Genomic DNA, 20,463 nt, shown 5'->3' with positions numbered 1-20,463 from the left:
TTAGGGTCACCTAACTCGTAAGCTGTATCCGCCGACTTCGCGCCTTACCCACCAGTACGAGCCGTGCCGCGCCCTCATGAAGCGGTATCGGCCCTTCGCGATCCCTTCCGAGCCGCCCGGAGACCCAGTGCCCAGCCCCTACCGCGCCCTCTTCGCCGCCCCCGGCTCCAAGGGCTTCTCCGCCGCGGGGTTCCTCGGCCGGATGCCCCTGTCGATGATGGGCATCGGCGTGGTCACGATGATCTCCCAGCTCACCGGGCGCTACGGGCTGGCGGGCGCCCTGTCGGCCACCATCGCGCTGTCGGCGGCGGTGGCGGGCCCCCAGGTCTCTCGGCTGGTCGACCAGTACGGGCAGCGGCGCGTGCTGCGCCCGGCGACGCTGCTGGCGCTGGGCGCGGGGATCGTGCTGCTGCTCGCCGCGCACTACAGGTGGCCGGACTGGGTGCTGTTCGTGTCCTGCGTGGGCATCGGGTGCGTGCCGAGCGTCGGCGCGATGATCCGGGCCCGCTGGGCTGCCCTGTACCGGGGAACCCCGCAACTGCACACCGCGTACTCCTTCGAGTCCGTGGTGGACGAGATCTGCTTCATCTTCGGGCCGATCATCTCGATCGGCCTGTCCACCGCCTGGTTCCCGGAGGCCGGCCCGCTGCTGGCGGCCTGCTTCCTCGCGGTCGGCGTCTTTTGGCTGACCGCCCAACGGGCCACCGAGCCCGCCCCGCACCCGCGCGAGCGGCGCGGCGGCGGCTCCGCCCTGCGCTCGTCCGGCCTCCAGGTCCTGGTGAGCACCTTCGTGGCCACCGGCGCGATCTTCGGGTCGGTGGACGTGGTCACCGTGGCCTTCGCCGACGAACAGGGCCACAAGGCGGCGGCCAGTGTCGTCCTGGCGGTCTACGCGCTGGGCTCCTGCGCGGCGGGTGCCGTTTTCGGGCTGCTGCACTTCAAGGGAGCGCCCGAACCTCGGTGGCTGCTGGGTGTGTGTGCGATGGCCGTGAGTATGATCCCCCTCCTACTGGTCGGAAACTTGCCGTTTCTGGCCGTGGCGCTCTTCGTCGCGGGCCTGTCCATCGCTCCCACGATGATCACGACGATGTCCCTGATCGAAGAGCACGTACCACGCGCGCAACTGACCGAGGGCATGACCTGGGTGAGCACCGGGCTCGCGGTGGGGGTCGCGCTCGGCTCCTCCGTGGCCGGCTGGGTGATCGACGCCGCCGGTGCGCGCGCCGGGTACGGGGTTCCGGCGGTGTCCGGGGCCGTCGCGGTCGCGGTCGGTTTCCTCGGGTACCGCCGGCTCAAGCGGCCGGCTGCGGGTCGGGGAGGCACCGTTGAGCAGCACAGCGAGCGGGAAGAACGGCACGTGGCGTAACTGGGGCGGTAATGTCGCCGCCCGGCCGGCACGGGCGGTCACGCCCGCCTCCGTGGAGGAGTTGACCGAGGCGGTACGGCGGGCGGCGGAGGAAGGCTTGACGGTGAAGGCCGTCGGCAGTGGACACTCCTTCACCTCCATAGCGGCGACGGACGGTGTGTTGATCCGGCCTCAACTGTTGACCGGGATACGCGACATCGACCGGGAGGCAGGCACCGTCACGGTGGAGGCCGGCACCCCCCTCAAGAGGCTCAACCTCGCCCTCGCGCGTGAAGGGCTGTCGCTGACCAACATGGGCGACATCATGGAGCAGACGGTCTCCGGGGCCACCAGTACGGGCACGCACGGCACCGGCCGCGACTCCGCCTCGATCGCCGCTCAGATCCGGGGCCTGGAGCTGGTCACCGCCGACGGCTCGGTGCTCACCTGCTCCGAGAAGGGGACCGAGGAGGAGCGAGCCGTGTTCGCGGCCGCCCGGATCGGCCTCGGCGCCCTGGGCATCGTCACCGCGATCACCTTCGCCGTCGAGCCGATCTTCCTGCTCACCGCGCGTGAGGAGCCGATGACCTTCGACCGGGTCACCGAGTCCTTCGACGAACTCTGGGCCGAGAACGAGCACTTCGAGTTCTACTGGTTCCCGCACACCGGTAACACCAACACCAAGCGCAACAACCGCAGCGCCGGCCCGGAGCGCCCGGTGGGGCAGGTCAAGGGCTGGTTCGAGGACGAGCTCCTCTCCAACGGGCTGTTCCAGGTGGCCAACTGGGTCGGTCGCGCCGCGCCGGCGAGCATCCCGGCGATCGCCCGGGTCTCCAGCAAGGCCCTCTCCGCGCGCACCTACACCGACATCCCGTACAAGGTCTTCACCTCCCCGCGCCGGGTGCGTTTCGTGGAGATGGAGTACGCCCTCCCGCGCGAGGCCGTCGTGGATGCGCTGCGCGAACTGAAGGCGACGGTCGACCGGTCCCGGCTGCGGATCAGTTTCCCCGTCGAGGTGCGCACCGCCCCGGCCGACGACATCACGCTGTCCACGGCGTCGGGCCGGGACACCGCGTACATCGCCGTCCACATGTTCCAGGGCACCCCCCATCAGGCGTACTTCACGGCCGCGGAGCGGATCTTCACCGCCTACGAGGGGCGGCCGCACTGGGGCAAGGTGCACACGCGGGACGCCGAGTACCTCGCCGGGGTCTATCCGCGCTTCGGGGAGTTCACGGCTCTGCGGGACCGGCTGGATCCGGATCGTCGGTTCCAGAACGACTACTTGCGGAGGGTGCTGGGTCCGTAGCGGGCGCGCTGGGCGTGGGGGTCGCCGCCGGCTCCTCGCCGGTGTCCTGTTCCCCTCGCCGCTCTCGCTCGGGCCGGGTGTCGGCGTCGAACTGCCCGTCGTACCGCCGTCGTCACCGCCGGACGAGGCGTCGCCGACCGTCGTGGTGCCCCTGCCGCTGAAGCTGCCCGGAGGCCAGTTCATAGGTGGTGATGCCGGCCATCGTGACGCCGAGGACCAGGGCGGCCGCCGGCAGGGGGCGCTTGCGGCTTCCCGCGCGCGGTAGACCGTGCCCTCGGCGAACTCCCCCGGAGCGCGCGGGACTTGCTCTGCGGCTGGGGCCGCCACCGCCGCGCCGCGGAACTGTTCGCCGGTCCGCGTGAAGAAGTGCCGGCGCTCGACTCCTGGACGACATCGGGCCTTTCACGCATTCCGGGGCCTCGCCTGCCTTTCCCGCACTTGATCGACTGGGGGTACGAGAGGGGACGTACGGCCGAACCGGTAGTTCCGTATCTGTGATTCCGTGAAGTACGCCACGTGTGTGATCGGAAAAACCCGTCAGCGGCGGCCAAGCGCTGTCCCCCGGAAGAAGTTGGACGGCGCGCCAATCCACGCACGTGGTCCAAATGGAGTACTGTGGCGAGCCCTGGGTCCGGTCTCCCGCCTGGGCGTCCGCGACCTTGAAGGACCGCCGGGAGGGGGCTTGTTGCACAGGGTGACGGAGTTGGTCACTTAGCGTTGCGAAAAGGTAACCGTGTCATAACGGCGTCGCAGGCCCCGTGCCCGACACGCCGGGCAACTCGGCAAGGTTGTGGCAGGCTGCACCCGGGCAGGCCACACTCGACTAGCGGAAGCAGCGACGCACGTGACGTCGGCAGGCACCACCCGGGAGGTCCCCATGCCCGAACTGCGTGTCGTGGCCGTCTCCAATGACGGCACACGGCTGGTGCTGAAGGCTGCGGACAGCACGGAGTACACGCTTCCGATCGACGAACGGCTCCGCGCCGCCGTGCGCGGCGACCGTCCCCGCCTCGGCCAGATCGAGATCGAGGTGGAGAGCCATCTCCGCCCCCGAGACATCCAGGCGCGGATACGTGCGGGCGCGACCGCGGAAGAGGTCGCCCAAATGGCGGGCATCCCCGTCGATCGCGTACGTCGCTTCGAGGGTCCCGTGCTGGCCGAGCGCGCCTTCATGGCCGAGCGGGCCCGCAAGACCCCGGTCCGCCGCCCCGGCGAGAACTCCGGCCCGCTGCTCGGCGAGGCCGTGCAGGAGCGGCTGGTGCTGCGCGGCGCCGACAAGGACACCGTGCAGTGGGACTCCTGGCGCCGTGACGACGGCACCTGGGAAGTGCTGCTGGTCTACGTCGTCGCGGGCGAACCGCACTCGGCGAGCTGGACGTACGACCCGCCCCGGCGACTCGTCCAGGCGGTCGACGACGAGGCCCGCTCGCTGATCGGCGAGGCCGACGACCTCGGCACGCCCGAGCCCAGCTTTCCGTTCGTCCCGCGCATCGCACGGCTGCCGCGCGAGCGCCCGCTGGAGCGCCCCCTGGAGCGGGAGCGGCCGAGTTTGCCGCCGCCCCCGGCCGAGCCCGCCGAGGAGGGCGCGGGTGAGCGGGACTCGCTGACCAGCCTGCTGGAGGCGGTGCCGAGCTTCCGGGGCGACCTGGTGGTCCCGGAGCGTCCGGCGCCCGAGCCGGTGGAGGAACCCGTCGCGGAGCCCGAGGCGGAGGAGCCTCCGGCGCCTGCGGCCTCTGCCGGTTCCGCCTACGCGGACGTCCTCATGCCGCGTTCCGTCGGCAGCCACCGTGACCGCCTCGTCGGCGCCACCGACCGCCAGGCCGAGGCGGACGGCGTCCGCCCGGGCCGGAGAGCGGCCGTCCCGAGCTGGGACGAAATCGTGTTCGGGACGCGGCGCAAGAAGCAGGAGTAGTCCCGACGATCGCCAGAGGCACGAGGGCCCGCACCTGATCGACCAGGTGCGGGCCCTCGGCGCGCGGGTGAGCGACACGCCCCGGCCGAGCCTGCGTCACTGTGGATCCGGTCCCACCGCCACCGGTCGCGACGGGTCCGACGACCACTCCGACCACGACCCCACGTACAGCGCCGCCGGGATCCCCGCGACGGCCAGCGCGAGCACTTCATGCGCTGCGGAGACACCGGAACCGCAGTACACGCCCACATGGTCCCTGTCGTGCGCCCCCAGCGCGTCGAAGCGCGCCCGGAGCTCCGCGGCGGGCAGGAAGCGGCCGTCCGCCCCCACGTTCTCGTTCGTCGGCGCCGACACCGCCCCGGGGATGTGCCCACCCACCCGGTCGATCGGTTCCACGTCGCCCCGGTACCGCTCCGCCGCCCGCGCGTCGAACAGCACACCCGATCGGGCCAACGCCGCGGCAGCGTCCGCGTCGAGGAGCCCCTCCGCGCGGGGCTCCGGCCGGAAGTCGCCCTCCGCGGGCGTCGACTCCTGCACCGACAGCGCGCCCTCCCACGCCGGCAACCCCCCGTCGAGCACCCGCACGTCCGGGTGACCCGTCCAGCGCAACAGCCACCAGGCGCGGGCCGCGGCCCAGCCCTGACCGCCGTCGTACACGACGACCCGGCGCCCGGGCGTCACACCCGCACGGCGCATCGCGGCGCCGAACTCCGCGAGGTGCGGGAGCGGATGCCGCCCGTGCGCGCCGGCCGCGGAGGCCAGTTCACGGTCCAGGTCGACGTAGACCGCGCCGGGGATGTGCCCGGCGGCGTACTCGGCGCGGCCGTCGAACGGCGGCTCACCGGCTGCCTTGGCCACGCTCAGCTGCCAGCGGACGTCGAGCAGGACGGGCGGACGGGGTCCTGCCAGGTCGCTCGCGAGTTCGGATGCGGTGATGATGGCGTTCATGGTCACCATCCTTGCGCACGGGGTGGCCCCATCGTCCAGGTCCGGCTACTCTGCTCGGCCGGACACGCTTGATCACCAGGCGTACGGGATCGGGCACAAGCTGTAGAGCCGATCGACATCCGAGAGCAATCCCCCGGAAACGAACAAGCAACCGCAGACCGGACAACTGCCGGGCGTGGAGCGGAATGCGGCGGCGTGCCCGCGGAGCGGGACACCGAGGGCGGTGCGAGCATCGGGCACGGGGGTCCGAGAGCGGAAGCGACGCGGCCACCGCGAGGGGCCGAGGAGAGAGTGACGATGACCGAGGCACGGGGGCCGGCCGACCGCGAGGGCGAAGCGCACGCCCGGTACACGCCCGGCGCACCCTGCTGGGTGAGCCTGATGGTGCACGGACTGGCCGCGACCGAGGAGTTCTACGGGACCCTGTTCGGCTGGGAGTTCCGCCCCGGCCCTCAGCAGCTGGGCCCCTATGTGCGGGCCCTGCTCGACGGCCGTGAGGTGGCGGGCATCGGCCAGCTGCCGCCGGACCGGCATCTGCCCGTCGCCTGGACGCCGTACCTGGCCTCCGACGACGTCGACCGGACCGCTGACACCATCCGCCTGTGCGGTGGCACGGTCGGCGTGGGTCCGCTCGACGCGGAGGACGCCGGGCGGCTCGCCATCTGCTCGGACCCCTCGGGCGCGGTCTTCGGCGTCTGGCAGGCAGCGGCCCACCGCGGCATCGGCATCGCGGGGTTGCCTGGGACACCGGCCTGGCACGAGTTGCTGACGTTCGAGTCGGAGAGGGTCGCCAAGTTCTACGGCAGCGTCTTCGGCCACGATCACGAGGCGGTCGTCTCCGCCGACATCGACTACCTCACCCTGCACCTGGACGGCCGCCCCGTCGCCGGCGTCCACGGCGTGGGCACGTCGCTCCCCCGCGACCGGGGCCCGCACTGGCTGACGTACTTCGAGGTCGCCGACATGGACGAGGCGCTGCATCATGTCGCCGGGCTGGGCGGCCATGTCCTCAAACCGGCGGCCGAGAGCGCGCACGGGCGCGTGGCCACGGTGACCGACCCCGCGGGCGCGCGCTTCGCGCTGATCCAGAGCCGACCCTGAGCCGGGCCGCCGCCGAGGCGGAGCTGCCGAGGCGGAGCTGCCGATGAGGACGCGGGAGATGGTCAGGCCGGTGACACCGGCAGCACGTCGGGCGACAGCGCCGCCGCGTGCGCCGAGGCGGCCGTCATGCGCCGCCGGTGATGCCGGCGGCACAGCACCTCGTAGCCGACGGTGTCCGCCTGGTTGACGTCGCCGACCACCACTTGCGCACCCTCGACGACCATCTGTCCGCCGACCGTACGGGCATTGTGCGTGGCCCGGGCTCCGCACCAGCACAGGGCCTCGACCTGGAGCACCTCGACCCGGTCGGCCAGCTCCACCAGCCGCTGGGAGCCCGGGAAGAGCTTCGTGCGGAAGTCGGTCGTGATGCCGAAGGCGTAGACGTCCAGACCCAGGTCGTCGACCACGCGCGCGAGTTGGTCGATCTGCTCCGGCGCCAGGAACTGCGCCTCGTCCGCGATCACGTAGTCCGCGCGCCCGCCCTGCGAGAGCTGGTCGACGAGATACGTGTACAGGTCCATGCCGTCGGTGACCTCGACGGCATTGGTGACCAGGCCGAGCCGGGAGGACAGCTTGCCCTCGCCGGCCCGGTCGTCGCGGGTGAAGATCACGCCCTGCAGCCCGCGCGCGGACCGGTTGTGTTCGATCTGGAGAGCCAGCGTCGACTTCCCGCAGTCCATCGTTCCGGAGAAGAACACCAGCTCGGGCATGGGAAGTCGAGCACCTTTCGGCGAGGGTTCGGCAGGGTGGGTGTCAGGAACGTACTTCGAGCAGCGGGACCAGCTGCTCGGCGGGGGTCATCGAGCCGTGGTTGCCCACCATCAAGGACTCCTTGGGCTCCCGCTGGGAGGCGATGAGCAGGACGTCGTCCCGTGCGGCCGCGACCACGTCGCCGATGCGCGCGTACACCCGCTCGTCGATGTGCGGCCCGAACCAGCCCGCCGCGATCGCCTCGTCCCGCGAGGCCACCCAGAACTGCTCGCCGAGCACCTCGCGCCAGCAGGTCAGCACGTCGTTCCCGGCGCCCGGCACCGCGTAGACGTGCCGGGCGCGGCCCTCGCCGCCGAGCAGGGCGACGCCCGCGCTCAGTTCCCAGTCCTCGTCGAAGTCGATGCGGTGCCGCTCGTCGAAGGGCACGTCGACCATGCCGTGGTCGGCGGTGACGTAGAGCGCGCTGCGCGGGGGCAGCTGCTCGGCCAGGCGCTCGACCAGGCGGTCGACGTACATGAGCTGGCCGACCCAGGTGTCGGAGGCGACGCCGTAGCGGTGGCCTGCGCCGTCGAGTTCGGCGTAGTACGTGTAGACGAGGCTGCGGTCGCCGACGGCGAGCTGCTCGGCGGCGAGGTCCATGCGCTCCTCGCCGGTCAGCCGCCCGTGGAACGTTCCGCCGCTGAGCGCGACCTTGGTCAGCGGGGTGTTCTGGAAGGCGGGCGACGAGACCTGCGCGGCGTGCACGCCGGCGCGGTCGGCCAGCTCGAAGACTGTGGGGTACGGCTGCCATGCGGCCGGCGGTGTCCAGGGGTGCCAGCGGAGCTGGTTCATCAGCTCGCCGGTGTCCGGATTGCGCGCGGTGTAGCCGGGCAGGCCGTGCGCGCCCGGCGGGAGGCCGGTGCCGACGGAGGCCAGTGAGGTCGCGGTCGTCGCCGGGTAGCCGGCGGTGAGGGGGCGGCCCGTACCGCCGCGCGAGGTAGGGAGGAGAGAGGTCAGGAAGGGCGCCTCCAGCGGGTGCGCCTTCACCTGCTCCCAGCCGAGCCCGTCGATCAGGAACACACAGACCCGGTCCGCGGGGGTCAGCTCGGTGATGGCCGCGGTCATGCCGGGTACCCCCATGCCGGCGGCCAGGGTGGGCAGCAGGTCGGCGAGCGAGCCCGTGCCGTACTCGGGGCGCGGGGCGGAGTCGACGGCGAGGGGCTCGGGGTGCTCCCAAGCGGCGGGCTGAGCCATCAGCGCGTGGGGTCCGCGGTCGCCTCGGAGATGGCCTGCGCGAAGACGAGGGCCTGGCGGACCGTCTCCGGGCCGTCCCCGGCCTCGCTGACGCGCAGGCTGAGGTCGTCCGCCGTCGAGCTGCCCGTGTAGCCGTGGTCCGCCTCGCAGTTGGGGTCGCCACAGGCGGCGGGCTCCAGATCGATACGGGAGACGGCGCCCCAGCCGATCGTCAGCACCACCTCGCGCGGGAGGGTGCCCGGCGTGTACGACTCGGGGTTCCCGACGACGCGGCTGACCACGACCGAGGAGATCCGGTCGAGCTTCACCGACTCCGTCGACGTCGTGGCGTACGGCGTGGGCGAGGTGCTGTCGGCGGCCTGCTCGTCGGTGTGGCTGACGATGAAGCGGTGGTCGGTCAGGACGAGCACGGTCACATGCCGCCGCACCTCGTTCTGGTCGAACGTCGTCTCCTGATGGACCAGGTACGACCGGATGGGCTCCCCGCCCACAGCGGCCTCCACCGCCTCGGCCACGAGGGCCGGGTAGTAGCCGCTGCGCTCGATCGCCGCACGCAGCCCCTGGGTCGTCGTACTGGTCTTGGCCATGCCGTCCATCCTACGGGGGCCCACTGACTGCGAGGCACCGCTCCGGCTGTGCGGGCCCTGGGCTCAGTACGTCGGGAGGGTTCGTGGGCCCAGGTCGTCTCGGACGGGAGGTGGGGCCAGGCGGACCGAGGCGCTGAGGACGCTCAGGCCGTGGGAGGCGACGACGACCGGTTCCAGGGTGACCGCGACGACCTCCGGGTGGTCGTCGACCAGGCGCGACACCCGAAGGAGCAGCTGTTCGAGGGCCGGGGTGTCGACGGGGGTGGAGCCGCGCCAGCCGAAGAGGAGCGGCGCGGTCCGGATCGAGCGGATCAGCGAGGTCGCCTCACGGTCGGTGACCGGGACCAGCCGGTGCGCGGTGTCCCCGAGCAGCTGTGAGGCGGCCCCGGCGAGCCCGAAGGAGAGCACCGCTCCGGCGGCCGGGTCGATCACGGCCCGTACGACGGTGTCCACTCCTCGCGGGGCCATCCGCTGCACGACCGGCCGCAGCTCCTCCGGCCGCCCGAACATCTCCGTCAACTCGGTGTACGCCCTGCGCAGTTGCTCCTCGTCCGCGAGGTCGAGCCGGACACCGCCGAGGTCGGCGCGGTGGCGCAGGTGCGGGGCGGTGGCCTTGAGGGCGACGGGGTAGCCGAGCGCGCGGGCGGCCGCCGCCGCGTCGTCGGGGGCCGGGGCGGGCAGGGCCCGGTGCACATGGATGCCGTACCGGCGCAGCAGCTCGCAGGTCTCCTCCATGCCGAGCGTGAGCCCCTGCCCGCGCGCGAGCAGCCCGCCGATCAGCTCCGCGGACCCCTTCTCGTCGATGTCGTCGTACTCGGGCACCTTCCCGGGGTCGGCGGCCTCCCGCCGCCACTGCCCGTACTGGACGGCCTGGGCGAGCGCGCGGACGGCGCGTTCGGCGGCGGGGTAGGCGGGGATGAGGTGGGAGTCGGTGGGGAGGGGGGTGGGAGCCGTGGGTGCTTCCTGGCCGGTGACGGCTTTCGCTGTCCGTGGGCCTGGAGGCCGCGGAGGCGTACCCGGGCGCGCTCCGTCTATGGCGGCCGGCCGGCCTGAGCCGGCGCCCGCTTGCCCGGTCGGCCCGCCCTCGCCCGCCGCAGGCCGCCGTTCCCCGGGGGGAGAGGGTTCCGCCCCGCTCCCGTCGCCGGGCCCCGCCGGCCCCGGCTGCGGTGCCGTGCTCGCCGCCGCCGACAGGGCGTCCGCGAGTCCGCCCAGCTCGACGTGGACCACGAGCACCGGCTTGGAGGGCACCGCCGCCGCGCCCGACCTGAGAGCCTCGGCCAGCGCAGCGTCCCCCGCCTTCCCCTCCCCCACCATCGGTATCGCGGTCACCACGACCGCGTCGCACGTGTCGTCGGCCAGCGCCCGCGCCAGCGCCTCCCGGAAGTCCTCCGGCGAGGCCGCGGTCGTGAGGTCCCGCGGCGCCTGCGGCCGCAGCCCCTCGGCCAGGCAGGCGTCGTACGTCAGCAGCCCGAGCGACTCGGAGTTCCCGAGGATCGCCACCCGGGGCCCCGTCGGCAGGGGCTGGCGGGCGAGCAGCAGCCCGGCGTCCACCAGCTCGGTGATCGTGTCCACCCGGATCACCCCGGCCTGCCGCAGCAGCGCGGACACCGTGGCGTGCGGCAGCCGCGTGGCCCGTACCGCATGTCCCTGGGGCGCCGCACCCCCGTGGCGCGCGCCCTGCACCACGACCAGCGGCTTCGCCGCCGCGGTCCGCCGAGCGAGGCGGGTGAACTTGCGCGGGTTGCCGATGGACTCCAGGTACATCAGGACGACGTCGGTGTCCGGATCGTCGTACCAGTACTGGAGTACGTCGTTGCCGGACACGTCCGCGCGGTTGCCGGAGGAGACGAACGTCGACACGCCCGTGTCCCCGGTGACCCCGCCACCGCGCCGGTGCAGCCGGGACAGCAGCGCGATGCCGATCGCTCCGGACTGCGCGAACAGCCCGATCCGCCCGGGCCGCGGCATCTCCGGTGCCAGCGAGGCGTTGAGCCGCACCTCCGAGGAGGTGTTGATGATCCCGAAGGTGTTCGGCCCGATGATCCGCATGCCGTACGCGCGCGCGTGCCGCACGAGTTCACGCTGGCGCTCGCGCCCGTCGGGCCCGCTCTCGGCGTACCCGGCGGAGATCACGACGAGCCCCTGCACCCCGTGCTCCCCGCACTCGGCGACCACCTCGGGGACGTGTTCCGCCGGCACCGCCACCACCGCCAGGTCGACGGGCTCCTCGATGTCCCGCACCGACCGGTACGCAGGCACCCCGTCGAGCTCCTTCTGCCCCGCGGGCAAGGCCCTGTTCACGGCGTACAGGCGGCCGGTGAACCCGGCCTCCCGGATGTTGCCGAGCACGCTGCGGCCCACGCCCCCGGGCGTGCGCCCGGTGCCGACGACGACGATCGAGCCGGGCGTCAGCAGCCGCCGTACCGACCGCCCCTCGGCGCGCTGCTCACGCGCGCGTTGCACCGCGAGCGAGCGGTCGGTGGGTTCGAGGTCGAACTCCAGGCGTACGACGCCGTCCTCGAAGCTGCGCTTCTGGGTGTACCCGGCGTCCGTGAACACCTTGATCATCTTGTTGTTGGCGGGCAGCACCTCGGCGGCGAAGCGGCGGATGCCGCGCTCACGGGCGACGGCGCCGATGTGCTCCAGCAGGGTGGAGGCGACACCGCGCCCCTGGTGGGCGTCCTGCACCAGGAAGGCGACCTCGGCCTCATCGGCGGGCGCGGACGCGGGCATGCCGTCGGCGCCGATGCGGTCGTAGCGTACGGTGGCGATGAACTCGCCGCCGATGGTGGCCGCGAGTCCCACCCGGTCCACGAAGTCGTGGTGCGTGAAGCGGTGGACGTCCTTCGCGGACAGGCGCGGGTAGGGCGCGAAGAAGCGGTAGTACTTCGACTCGTCCGAGACCTGCTCGTAGAAGCTGACCAGGCGCTCGGCGTCGTCGACGGTGATGGGCCGGATGCGTGCGGTGCCGCCGTCGCGCAGCACCACGTCGGCCTCCCAGTGGGCGGGGTACTCATGCCGGTCCGACGGGCTCTGCATGGGCCCCAGAGTACGGCTCGCGTACGACAACGGCGCGAGGCAGTCTGTGGAAGGACGGGCAACGGACCGAGGCCGCGGTCCGGTGCCGTTCCGGACGGGACACAGGGCCCGTCGGGGCATGCTTCGCGATATGGGAAACTGGTCTAGACAACCCTGAACACCTGAAGGGCAGCATCACATGGCTGAGCGCCGCGTCAACGTCGGCTGGGCCGAGGGCCTCCACGCCCGCCCCGCCTCCATCTTCGTACGAGCCGCCACGGCCGCAGGCGTCCCGGTGACGATCGCCAAGGCGGACGGCAACCCCGTCAACGCGGCCTCCATGCTGGCAGTCCTGGGTCTGGGCGCCCAGGGCGGCGAGGAGATCGTCCTGGCTTCCGACGCCGAGGGCGCTGACGCCGCGCTCGACCGTCTGGCCAAGCTGGTCGCGGAGGGCCTTGAGGAGCTCCCCGAGACCGTCTGAACCCGCTGACGGCATTCCTGAGGCCGCGTCGCCCATTCCGGGCGGCGCGGCTTCGCCGTCTCCCGCATACCCGGTCGCTTTTTCGCCCGACGGGTCGAGAGAATTCAGAACATGCCGAAAAGGGCAGCGTAAATTCACTGCCGCCAAATATCGCTTCTTTGTATACGGCGCCCGTGTTAATGCCGCAGGCCCGACATGTTTACGGCATGTTGCGAAGTCCTCACACGGTCCGCGCGGTCGCCGCCGCCAGGAAATCGGAGCCGGTGCGCGCCGGTCGCGCGCTCGGCGTGCAGCGCCGTGACCGCCCGCGCCCGCTCCCCGTCGCCGCGCGCCACCGCGTCCACGATCGCGCCGTGCTCCGACCAGGACTCCACGGGGCTGACGGGCGCCTCCACGGCGTACATCCAGGCGATCTTGTGCCGCAGCTGGGTCAGCATGGCGATCAGCGCGGGGCTTCCGCAGGCCTGGGCCAGCGTCTCGTGGAACCAGCCGCCCAGGGAGCGCAGGTCCTCGCTGCCGCCCCGCCTGGCCCGCTCCTGGCCCAGCCGGACCAGGCCGCGCAGCACCTTCAGATGGGCCTCGGTGCGCCGCTGCGCGGCCCGCGCCGCGCCGAGCGGCTCCAGCAGCAGGCGCATCTCCAGCAGGTCGGCGGCCTCCTGCTCGGAGGGCTCCGCCACGCACGCGCCCGCGTGCCGCCGGGTCACCACGAAGCCCTCGGCCTCCAGCGTGCGCAGGGCCTCACGGACGGGGACGCGGGAGACGCCGTAGCGGCGCGCGAGGAGTTCCTCGGTGAGCCGGCCGCCACGCTCGTAGACACCCGCGACGATGTCGTCCCGGATGGCCGTGCACACCGAATGCGCCGGAATACGCATGACCGACCTCCGCCTTAATCCCCGTGAAACGCCGACGACTGACGTGTGTTCCGTGACTCTATTGCAATGAGCCGGAATTTCCGATGGCGGGTCGGAATCCATGGATATTTTTTGGACATACAGGCGTACGAAACGCCGAAAGCCCCGGCTCGGAGAGCCGGGGCCGCGGGAAGCGGGGCGGTCCGCTGTCAGATGCCGACGCCGTGCGAGCGGAGGTAGGCGACCGGGTCGATGTCCGTGCCGTACTCCGCCGTCGTCCGGGCCTCGAAGTGCAGGTGCGCTCCGGTGACGTTGCCGGTGGCCCCGGACAGGGCGATCTGCTGCCCCGGGGTGACCGTCTGGCCCACCGAGACAGCGAAGGACGACAGGTGACCGTACTGGGTGTACGTACCGTCGTTCATCTTGATCACTACTTGATTGCCGTACGCCCCGCCCCACCCGTCTTCGACGACGGTGCCGGAGCCGACCGCGTGCACGGGGGTGCCGCTCGCGGCGTGGAAGTCGACACCGGTGTGGCTGCCGGAGGACCACAGCGCACCGCCGGACCGGTAGCCGGTGGAGACGTAGGAGCCGCTGATCGGCGACACGTAGGTGTTGAGGCGCTTGCGCTCGGCCTCACGGGCGGCGCGCTCCTTGGCCTCGCGGGCCTCCTTGGCCCGCTCCTCGGCGCGCTTCTTGGCAGCGGCCTCGGCCTTCTTCTCGGCCTCGGCCTCCTCGGCCGCCTGCTGCTGGGCGGCGGCCTGGGCGTCTATCTGCTCGGCGACCGAGTCGCCGATGGTGATGACCGGGAGCAGGCCGGTCTGCTCGGCCGCGGGCTCGGCGGCGAGCGCGGGAGCGGCCAGGGTGCCGAGGACACCGGTGGTGGTGAGGGCCGCGACACCGGCCGCCTGGGCGGTGGTGCGCTTCATCCGGCTGGGACGGCGATGCTTCCCGGTGGCGCGCGTGAACGCCATGTGGTGGCTGGTCCTTTCCTTCCCTCTCGCCTACCGGGTTAGCTGACGGGTTCGGAGCAGGAAGGTCTCCTACGGACTCCCTCGCCGTGCGCGGGCGTCCGATTCACCCCAGGGACTTCATGGTTGGGTCCCCGGCTCCCCTGGCTCGCGCCGTACGGGGACTCGGCGATGACTGTCCGGTGCCGCGGGTGCGGCGCACTGCCTGACGGACAGCCCGGATGACGCTAAGCGGGACATCTTTCAATCCCCAAACCCATCCGGGCGTTTGTAGCGCATCCCACAGGCCAGACAGGCAACCACTCCCTCAATTGGGACATAAAGGGGCCCTGGTGACGCGTCCGTCACCAGGGCCCCTCCGCGCGCGTGCCGCTCGCCGGCCTCTACTCGGCCGGGACGACTGTGACTTCGCCGATGCCGAGGGCCTCGACGGGCGCCTTGATCTGTGCCGCGTCACCGACGAGGATCGTCACCAGACGGTCCGCCGGGAAAGCGCTGACGACCGCCGCGGTGGCCTCGACGGTGCCGGTCGCGGCGAGCTGCTGGTACAGCGTCGCCTGGTAGTCGTCGGGGAGGTGCTGCTCGACCTGGTCGGCCAGGGTCCCCGCGACGGCCGCCGCGGTCTCGTACTTCAGCGGCGCCACACCGACGAGGTTCTGCACGGCGACGTCCCGCTCGGCGTCCGTGAGCCCCTCCGCGGCCAGCGTGCGCAGCACCGTCCAGAGGTCCTCCAGCGCGGGCCCGGTGTTCGGCGTGTCCACGGAACCGCTGATGGCGAGCATCGCGGCACCGCTGCCGTCGGGCGCGGAGCGCAGCACCTGACCGAACGAGCGCACCCCGTAGGTGTAGCCCTTCTCCTCGCGCAGGACGCGGTCCAGACGGGAGGTGAGGGTGCCGCCCAGGCAGTACGTGCCGAGCACCTGGGCCGCCCACACGCGGTCGTGCCGGTCGGGGCCGACGCGGCCGATCAGCAGCTGGGTCTGGACGGCGCCAGGACGGTCCACGATCACCACACGGCCGGTGTCGTCGGCCGTCACCGGCGGCACGGGACGCGGCTGTGCCTGGGAGCCGGCCCAGGCACCCAGGGTCTCGCCGAGCAGCACGTCGACGTCGACGTCGGTGAGGTCGCCGACGACCACGGCGGTGGCGGTGGCGGGGCGGACGTGCCGCTCGTAGAAGGCGCGTACGGCGGCGGAGTCGATCTTCGCGACCGTCTCCTCGGTGCCCTGGCGCGGGCGGGACATGCGCGAGGTCGCCGGGAACAGCTCCTTGGAGAGCTCCTTGGCGGCCCGCCGGGAGGGGTTGGCCAGCTCGTGCGGGATCTCGTCGAGGCGGTTGCGGACCAGCCGCTCGACCTCGCTGTCGGCGAAGGCGGGCGCCCTGAGGGCGTCCGCCAGCAGTCCGAGCGCCTTGGGCAGGCGGGAGACCGGCACCTCCAGGCTCAGCCGGACGCCGGGGTGGTCGGCGTGTGAGTCCAGGGTGGCGCCGCAGCGCTCCAACTCTGCGGCGAACTCCTCGGCGGAGTGCTTGTCGGTGCCCTCGGAGAAGGCCCGCGCCATGATCGTGGCGACACCGTCGAGTCCGGCCGGCTCGGCCTCCAGGGGCGCTTCCAGCAGCACCTCCACGGCCACGACCTGCTGGCCGGGGCGGTCACAGCGCAGCACGGTCAGGCCGTTGTCGAGCGTCCCGCGCGTGGGAGCAGGGAACGCCCAGGGGCGGGCCTCGCCCGCCTGCGGCCGGGCGTGGAAGTCCATCGTGGCGAGCTCGGTCACTTGGCCGCCTCCTCGGTGTCGTCGTCTGCGTCGGTCTCGGCGGCTTCCGGAGCCGTGGGCTCGTAGACGAGCACCGCGCGGTTGTCGGGCCGTAGGCGGGCCTTGGCGACCTCCTGGACCTCCTCGGCCGTCACCTCCAGGACACGCTGCACGGCGGTGAAGGCGAGCTTCGGGTCGCCGAACAGCACGGCGTACCGGCAGAGTTCGTCGGCGCGGCTGGCGACCGTGCCCAGCCGGTCCAGCCACTCGCGCTCCAACAGCGCCTGCGCACGCTCCATTTCCTCGGCCGTCGGGCCCTCCTCGGCGAAGCGGGTGAGCTCCTCGTCGATGGCGGCCTCGATGACCGGCACCTCGACGTCGCCGGACGTCTTCACGTCCAGCCATCCCAGGGAGGGCGCTCCGGCCAGCCGCAGCAGGCCGAACCCGGCCGCCACCGCCGTACGGTCGCGTCGTACGAGCCGGTTGTACAGGCGGGACGACTCGCCGCCGCCGAGGATGGTGAGCGCGACATCGGCCGCGTCGCACGCGCGCGTGCCGTCGTGCGGGAGCCGGTAGGCGCCCATCAGGGCACGTGCCGGGACCTCCTCCTCGATGACCTCGCGCAGCTCCTTGCCGATGACCTCCGGCAGCGAACCGTCGCGTGGCGCGGGCTTGCCGTCGTGGGCGGCGATGGAGCCGAAGTACTTCGTGATCCATTCGAGCGTCCGCTCGGGATCGATGTCGCCGACGACCGACAGCACCGCGTTGTTCGGCGCGTAGTACGTGCGGAAGAACTGGCGCGCGTCCTCCAGGGTCGCCGCGTCCAGGTCGGCCATGGAGCCGATCGGCGTGTGGTGGTACGGGTGGCCCTCCGGGTAGGAGAGGGCGGCGAGCCGCTCGAAGGCGGTGCCGTAGGGGACGTTGTCGTAGCGCTGGCGGCGCTCGTTCTTGACGACGTCCCGCTGGTTCTCCATGGACTCGTCGTCCAGGGCGGTGAGCAGCGAGCCCATGCGGTCCGCCTCCAGCCAGAGGGCGAGCTCCAGCTGGTGGGTGGGCATGGTCTCGAAGTAGTTGGTGCGCTCGAAGCTGGTGGTGCCGTTCAGCGAGCCACCGGCGCCCTGCACCAGCTCGAAGTGCCCGTTCCCCTTGACCTGGGCGGACCCCTGGAACATCAGGTGCTCGAAAAGGTGAGCCAGGCCGGTGCGCCCCTTGACCTCGTGGCGCGAGCCGACGTCGTACCACAGGCACACCGCGGCGACCGGGGTCAGGTGGTCCTCGGAGAGCACCACACGCAGGCCGTTGTCCAGGCGGTGCTCTGTCGCTGTCAGCCCGCCGGAGCCTGCCTCGGCTGTGGCCGTGTGACCCATGGGCATGTACGTCCCTTCGATCGCGGTGCGGTCGGGAAACCGCAGATTTCCTGCCAGTCCTGCCACTGTATGCAAGCGCGCCGACCTGGTGTGAAGTTCCCGGAGCGCGTACGCCCACAGCGAGAATCTGGTTGCCCGTCGCGAGGGCGTAGCCTGCGGGTCAGCGCGGGGCCGGGTGGCCGACGTCGGGTCCAGCGTCCGCGTTGTCAGTGGCGCGGTCCACAATGGTCCGCGTCAGATGCCGTTCACGCTTCAGCAAGAGCGAGCCGCAGGGACCTGAGCGCCCCGTGGGCGAACGACCAGAAAACAGGAGGAGCCGGCAGCGATGGCCCGCCGCAGCACGAAGACCCCGCCGCCCGACGACTCGTACGAGGAGCGGATCCTCGACATCGACGTCGTGGACGAAATGCAGGGCTCCTTCCTCGAGTACGCGTACTCGGTCATCTACTCCCGGGCCCTGCCGGACGCCCGTGACGGTCTCAAGCCCGTGCACCGACGCATCGTCTACCAGATGAACGAGATGGGCGTGCGCCCCGACCGCGGGTACGTGAAGTGCGCCCGCGTGGTCGGCGAGGTCATGGGTAAGCTGCACCCGCACGGCGACGCGTCGATCTACGACGCCCTGGTGCGCATGGCCCAGCCGTTCTCCATGCGGGTGCCCCTGGTCGACGGCCACGGCAACTTCGGCTCGCTGGGCAACGACGACCCGCCCGCCGCCATGCGGTACACCGAGTGCCGGATGGCCGAGGCCACGAGCCTGATGACGGAGTCGATCGAAGAGGACACGGTCGACTTCGCGCCGAACTACGACGGCCAGGAGCAGGAGCCGGTGGCCCTGCCCGCCGCCTTCCCGAACCTGCTGGTCAACGGCGCGTCCGGAATCGCGGTCGGCATGGCCACGAACATGCCGCCGCACAACCTGCGCGAGGTCATCGCGGCCGCCCGCCACCTGATCAAGCATCCGAACGCCGACCTCGACGCCCTGATGCGGCACGTCCCGGGCCCCGACCTGCCCACCGGCGGCCGGATCGTCGGCCTCACCGGGATCCGCGACGCCTACGAGACCGGCCGCGGCACGTTCAAGATCCGCGCCACGGTCTCCGTGGAGGACGTGTCGGCACGCCGCAAGGGCCTGATCGTCACCGAGCTGCCCTTCGCGGTCGGCCCGGAGAAGGTGATCGCGAAGATCAAGGACCTGGTCGGCTCGAAGAAGCTCCAGGGCATCGCCGACGTCAAGGACCTCACCGACCGTGAGCACGGGCTGCGCCTGGTCATCGAGATCAAGAACGGCTTCGTGCCGGAGGCGGTCCTGGAGCAGCTCTACAAGCTCACGCCGATGGAGGAGTCCTTCGGCATCAACAACGTCGCGCTGGTCGACGGCCAGCCCCTCACGCTGGGCCTGAAGGAGCTCCTGGAGGTCTACCTCGACCACCGCTTCGAGGTCGTGCGCCGCCGCTCGGAGTTCCGCCGCGGCAAGAGGCGCGACCGGCTGCACCTGGTCGAGGGCCTGCTCACGGCGCTGGTGGACATCGACGAGGTGATCCGCCTGATCCGCTCCAGCGACAACTCCGCCCAGGCCAAGGAGCGCCTGATCGAGCGCTTCGGGCTGAGCGACATCCAGACGCAGTACATCCTGGACACGCCGCTGCGCCGCCTGACCAAGTACGACCGCATCGAGCTGGACGCCGAGAAGGACCGGCTCACCGCGGAGATCCAGGAGCTGACCCGGATCCTGGAGTCGGACGCCGAGCTGCGCAAGCTGGTCTCCACCGAACTGGCCGCGGTGTCCAAGAAGTTCGGCACCGATCGGCGTACGGTCCTGCTGGACTCGAACGCCACCACGGTGGCAGCCGTTCCGCTCCAGGTGGCCGACGACCCGTGCCGGATCCTGCTGTCCTCGACGGGGCTGCTGGCCCGTACGGCGAACGCCGAGCCGTTCCCCGAGGACGCCGCCGCCAAGCGCGCCAAGCACGACGTGATCGTCTCGGCGGTGCCGGCCACGGCCCGCGGCGAGGTGGGCGCGGTGACCTCGGCGGGCCGACTGCTGCGGATCAACGTCGTCGACCTCCCGCAACTCCCGGAGACGACGACGGCGCCGAACGTCTCCGGCGGCGCGCCGCTCGCCGAGTTCGTCTCCCTGGAGGGCGACGAGACGGTCGTCTGCCTGGCCACGCTCGACGAGTCCTCCCCCGGGCTCGCGCTGGGCACGGAGCAGGGCGTCGTCAAGCGCGTGGTGCCCGACTACCCGGCCAACAAGGAGGAGCTGGAGGTCATCACCCTCAAGGAGGGCGACCGGATCGTCGGCGCGGTGGAGCTGCGCACGGGCGAGGAGGACCTGGTCTTCGTCACGGACGACGCGCAGCTCCTGCGCTACCAGGCCTCGCAGGTGCGCCCGCAGGGCCGTCCGGCGGGCGGCATGACGGGCATCAAGCTCACCGAGGGCGCCAAGGTCATCTCCTTCACGGCCGTGGACCCGGCGGTGGACGCGGCCGTCTTCACGGTCGCGGGCTCGCGCGGCACGCTGGACGACTCCGTGCAGACGACGGCCAAGGTGACCCCGTTCGACCAGTACCCGCGCAAGGGCCGGGCGACCGGTGGCGTGCGCTGCCAGCGGTTCCTGAAGGGCGAGGACTGCCTGTCCTTCGCCTGGGCGGGCGCCACGCCGGCCCTCGCCGCGCAGAAGAACGGCTCGCCCACCGAGCTGCCCGAGATGGACCCGCGCCGCGACGGCTCGGGCGTCTCCCTGGCGAAGCCGGTGGGGGCGGTTGCGGGGCCGGTCTAGGTGTATTGCCCTGTGAGGTTGGGGACGCGGCTGGCGGGTGGTTGGCCCTTCAGCGCGGTGTGTCCGCGGTGGTGATTGTAGGTGTGCAGCCACTGC

15 protein-coding genes and 1 riboswitch are annotated in these 20,463 nt (G+C 72.0%); of the genes, 6 read left to right on the top strand and 9 right to left on the bottom strand.

The features are described from left to right. Positions 1-127 precede the first annotated feature (127 nt). From ACFV6X_RS23485 to sepH, 3 genes are all read left to right on the top strand, one after another. Positions 128-1,366 (top strand): MFS transporter, encoded by a 1,239-nt coding sequence (locus ACFV6X_RS23485; RefSeq protein WP_385386420.1) that lies wholly within the window; start codon positions 128-130, stop codon positions 1,364-1,366. Beyond that, entirely contained in the window at positions 1,326-2,654 is a 1,329-nt protein-coding gene (locus ACFV6X_RS23480) for a D-arabinono-1,4-lactone oxidase (protein ID WP_385386418.1), read from the top strand. Before ACFV6X_RS23485 ends, ACFV6X_RS23480 begins: the two co-directional genes overlap by 41 nt. Positions 2,655-3,531: 877 nt before the next feature. Then, positions 3,532-4,566 carry a septation protein SepH gene (sepH, locus tag ACFV6X_RS23475; RefSeq protein WP_385386417.1) on the top strand — a complete coding sequence of 345 codons (1,035 nt, stop codon included), beginning with the start codon at positions 3,532-3,534 and terminating at the stop codon, positions 4,564-4,566. 96 nt (positions 4,567-4,662) lie between these two features. Here the strand turns inward: sepH and ACFV6X_RS23470 are convergent, their stop codons facing one another. Then, complete coding sequence (locus ACFV6X_RS23470) at positions 4,663-5,514, bottom strand: sulfurtransferase (RefSeq protein ID WP_385386415.1); 852 nt, start codon at positions 5,512-5,514, stop codon at positions 4,663-4,665. A 297-nt stretch (positions 5,515-5,811) separates the two neighbouring features. On the opposite strand from ACFV6X_RS23470, the gene ACFV6X_RS23465 reads away from it, so the two are divergent. Further along, entirely contained in the window at positions 5,812-6,615 is an 804-nt protein-coding gene (locus ACFV6X_RS23465; RefSeq protein ID WP_385386413.1) for a VOC family protein, read from the top strand. A 62-nt stretch (positions 6,616-6,677) separates the two neighbouring features. Here ACFV6X_RS23465 and ACFV6X_RS23460 read toward each other — a convergent pair whose 3' ends face one another. From ACFV6X_RS23460 to ACFV6X_RS23445, 4 genes are read right to left on the bottom strand one after another with little or no spacing between them, the layout of a single operon-like run. Further along, positions 6,678-7,325 carry a thymidine kinase gene (locus ACFV6X_RS23460; RefSeq protein ID WP_385386411.1) on the bottom strand — a complete coding sequence of 216 codons (648 nt, stop codon included), beginning with the start codon at positions 7,323-7,325 and terminating at the stop codon, positions 6,678-6,680. A 43-nt stretch (positions 7,326-7,368) separates the two neighbouring features. Further along, entirely contained in the window at positions 7,369-8,559 is a 1,191-nt protein-coding gene (locus ACFV6X_RS23455; RefSeq protein ID WP_385386410.1) for an alkaline phosphatase family protein, read from the bottom strand. Then, the gene (locus ACFV6X_RS23450) at positions 8,559-9,155 is read right to left on the bottom strand and encodes a DUF5998 family protein (protein ID WP_365459241.1); all 597 of its coding nucleotides are present in this window, start codon (positions 9,153-9,155) and stop codon (positions 8,559-8,561) included. The genes ACFV6X_RS23455 and ACFV6X_RS23450 overlap by 1 nt, the downstream gene beginning before the upstream one ends. A 54-nt stretch (positions 9,156-9,209) precedes the next feature. Continuing rightward, complete coding sequence (locus tag ACFV6X_RS23445) at positions 9,210-12,185, bottom strand: GNAT family N-acetyltransferase (protein WP_385386408.1); 2,976 nt, start codon at positions 12,183-12,185, stop codon at positions 9,210-9,212. 178 nt (positions 12,186-12,363) lie between these two features. Here ACFV6X_RS23445 and ACFV6X_RS23440 point away from each other — a divergent pair, with 178 nt between their 5' ends. Then, positions 12,364-12,645, top strand: coding sequence for an HPr family phosphocarrier protein (locus tag ACFV6X_RS23440; RefSeq protein ID WP_030021209.1), 282 nt, complete (start codon positions 12,364-12,366; stop codon positions 12,643-12,645). Between the two features lie 176 nt (positions 12,646-12,821). Here the strand turns inward: ACFV6X_RS23440 and ACFV6X_RS23435 are convergent, their stop codons facing one another. The 4 genes from ACFV6X_RS23435 to ACFV6X_RS23420 all read right to left on the bottom strand — a co-directional run bounded on the left by ACFV6X_RS23435 (position 12,822) and on the right by ACFV6X_RS23420 (position 17,591). Then, positions 12,822-13,517, bottom strand: a complete 696-nt coding sequence (locus tag ACFV6X_RS23435) for a GntR family transcriptional regulator (protein ID WP_365446127.1) — start codon at positions 13,515-13,517, stop codon at positions 12,822-12,824. Positions 13,518-13,705: 188 nt separating this feature from the next. Then, positions 13,706-14,470: a M23 family metallopeptidase gene (locus ACFV6X_RS23430; RefSeq protein ID WP_385386406.1), complete on the bottom strand. Its 765-nt coding sequence runs from the start codon at positions 14,468-14,470 to the stop codon at positions 13,706-13,708. Positions 14,471-14,482: 12 nt separating this feature from the next. Continuing rightward, a riboswitch (cyclic di-AMP (ydaO/yuaA leader) is annotated at positions 14,483-14,648 on the bottom strand. A 202-nt stretch (positions 14,649-14,850) separates the two neighbouring features. Next, positions 14,851-16,239, bottom strand: coding sequence for a M16 family metallopeptidase (locus tag ACFV6X_RS23425; RefSeq protein ID WP_385386404.1), 1,389 nt, complete (start codon positions 16,237-16,239; stop codon positions 14,851-14,853). Then, positions 16,236-17,591 (bottom strand): M16 family metallopeptidase, encoded by a 1,356-nt coding sequence (locus ACFV6X_RS23420; RefSeq protein ID WP_385386402.1) that lies wholly within the window; start codon positions 17,589-17,591, stop codon positions 16,236-16,238. The genes ACFV6X_RS23425 and ACFV6X_RS23420 overlap by 4 nt, the downstream gene beginning before the upstream one ends. Before the next feature lie 319 nt (positions 17,592-17,910). On the opposite strand from ACFV6X_RS23420, the gene ACFV6X_RS23415 reads away from it, so the two are divergent. Continuing rightward, the gene (locus ACFV6X_RS23415) at positions 17,911-20,367 is read left to right on the top strand and encodes a DNA topoisomerase (ATP-hydrolyzing) subunit A (protein WP_385386400.1); all 2,457 of its coding nucleotides are present in this window, start codon (positions 17,911-17,913) and stop codon (positions 20,365-20,367) included. Positions 20,368-20,463 lie beyond the last annotated feature (96 nt).

This window comes from Streptomyces sp. NPDC059861 (assembly GCF_042731435.1).
Lineage (GTDB): Bacteria > Actinomycetota > Actinomycetes > Streptomycetales > Streptomycetaceae > Streptomyces.
Note: the sequence above shows the minus strand (reverse complement) of the source record. Positions and strands in the feature narration are given on the sequence as shown.

Coding starts and splice junctions, on each gene's coding strand:
- sepH (WP_385386417.1), top strand. CDS start 3,532: ATGCCCGAACTGCGTGTCGTGGCCGTCTCCAATGACGGCACACGGCTG.
- ACFV6X_RS23470 (WP_385386415.1), bottom strand. CDS start 5,514: ATGAACGCCATCATCACCGCATCCGAACTCGCGAGCGACCTGGCAGGA.
- ACFV6X_RS23465 (WP_385386413.1), top strand. CDS start 5,812: ATGACCGAGGCACGGGGGCCGGCCGACCGCGAGGGCGAAGCGCACGCC.
- ACFV6X_RS23460 (WP_385386411.1), bottom strand. CDS start 7,325: ATGCCCGAGCTGGTGTTCTTCTCCGGAACGATGGACTGCGGGAAGTCG.
- ACFV6X_RS23455 (WP_385386410.1), bottom strand. CDS start 8,559: ATGGCTCAGCCCGCCGCTTGGGAGCACCCCGAGCCCCTCGCCGTCGAC.
- ACFV6X_RS23450 (WP_365459241.1), bottom strand. CDS start 9,155: ATGGACGGCATGGCCAAGACCAGTACGACGACCCAGGGGCTGCGTGCG.
- ACFV6X_RS23445 (WP_385386408.1), bottom strand. CDS start 12,185: ATGCAGAGCCCGTCGGACCGGCATGAGTACCCCGCCCACTGGGAGGCC.
- ACFV6X_RS23440 (WP_030021209.1), top strand. CDS start 12,364: ATGGCTGAGCGCCGCGTCAACGTCGGCTGGGCCGAGGGCCTCCACGCC.
- ACFV6X_RS23435 (WP_365446127.1), bottom strand. CDS start 13,517: ATGCGTATTCCGGCGCATTCGGTGTGCACGGCCATCCGGGACGACATC.
- ACFV6X_RS23430 (WP_385386406.1), bottom strand. CDS start 14,470: ATGGCGTTCACGCGCGCCACCGGGAAGCATCGCCGTCCCAGCCGGATG.
- ACFV6X_RS23420 (WP_385386402.1), bottom strand. CDS start 17,591: ATGCCCATGGGTCACACGGCCACAGCCGAGGCAGGCTCCGGCGGGCTG.
- ACFV6X_RS23415 (WP_385386400.1), top strand. CDS start 17,911: ATGGCCCGCCGCAGCACGAAGACCCCGCCGCCCGACGACTCGTACGAG.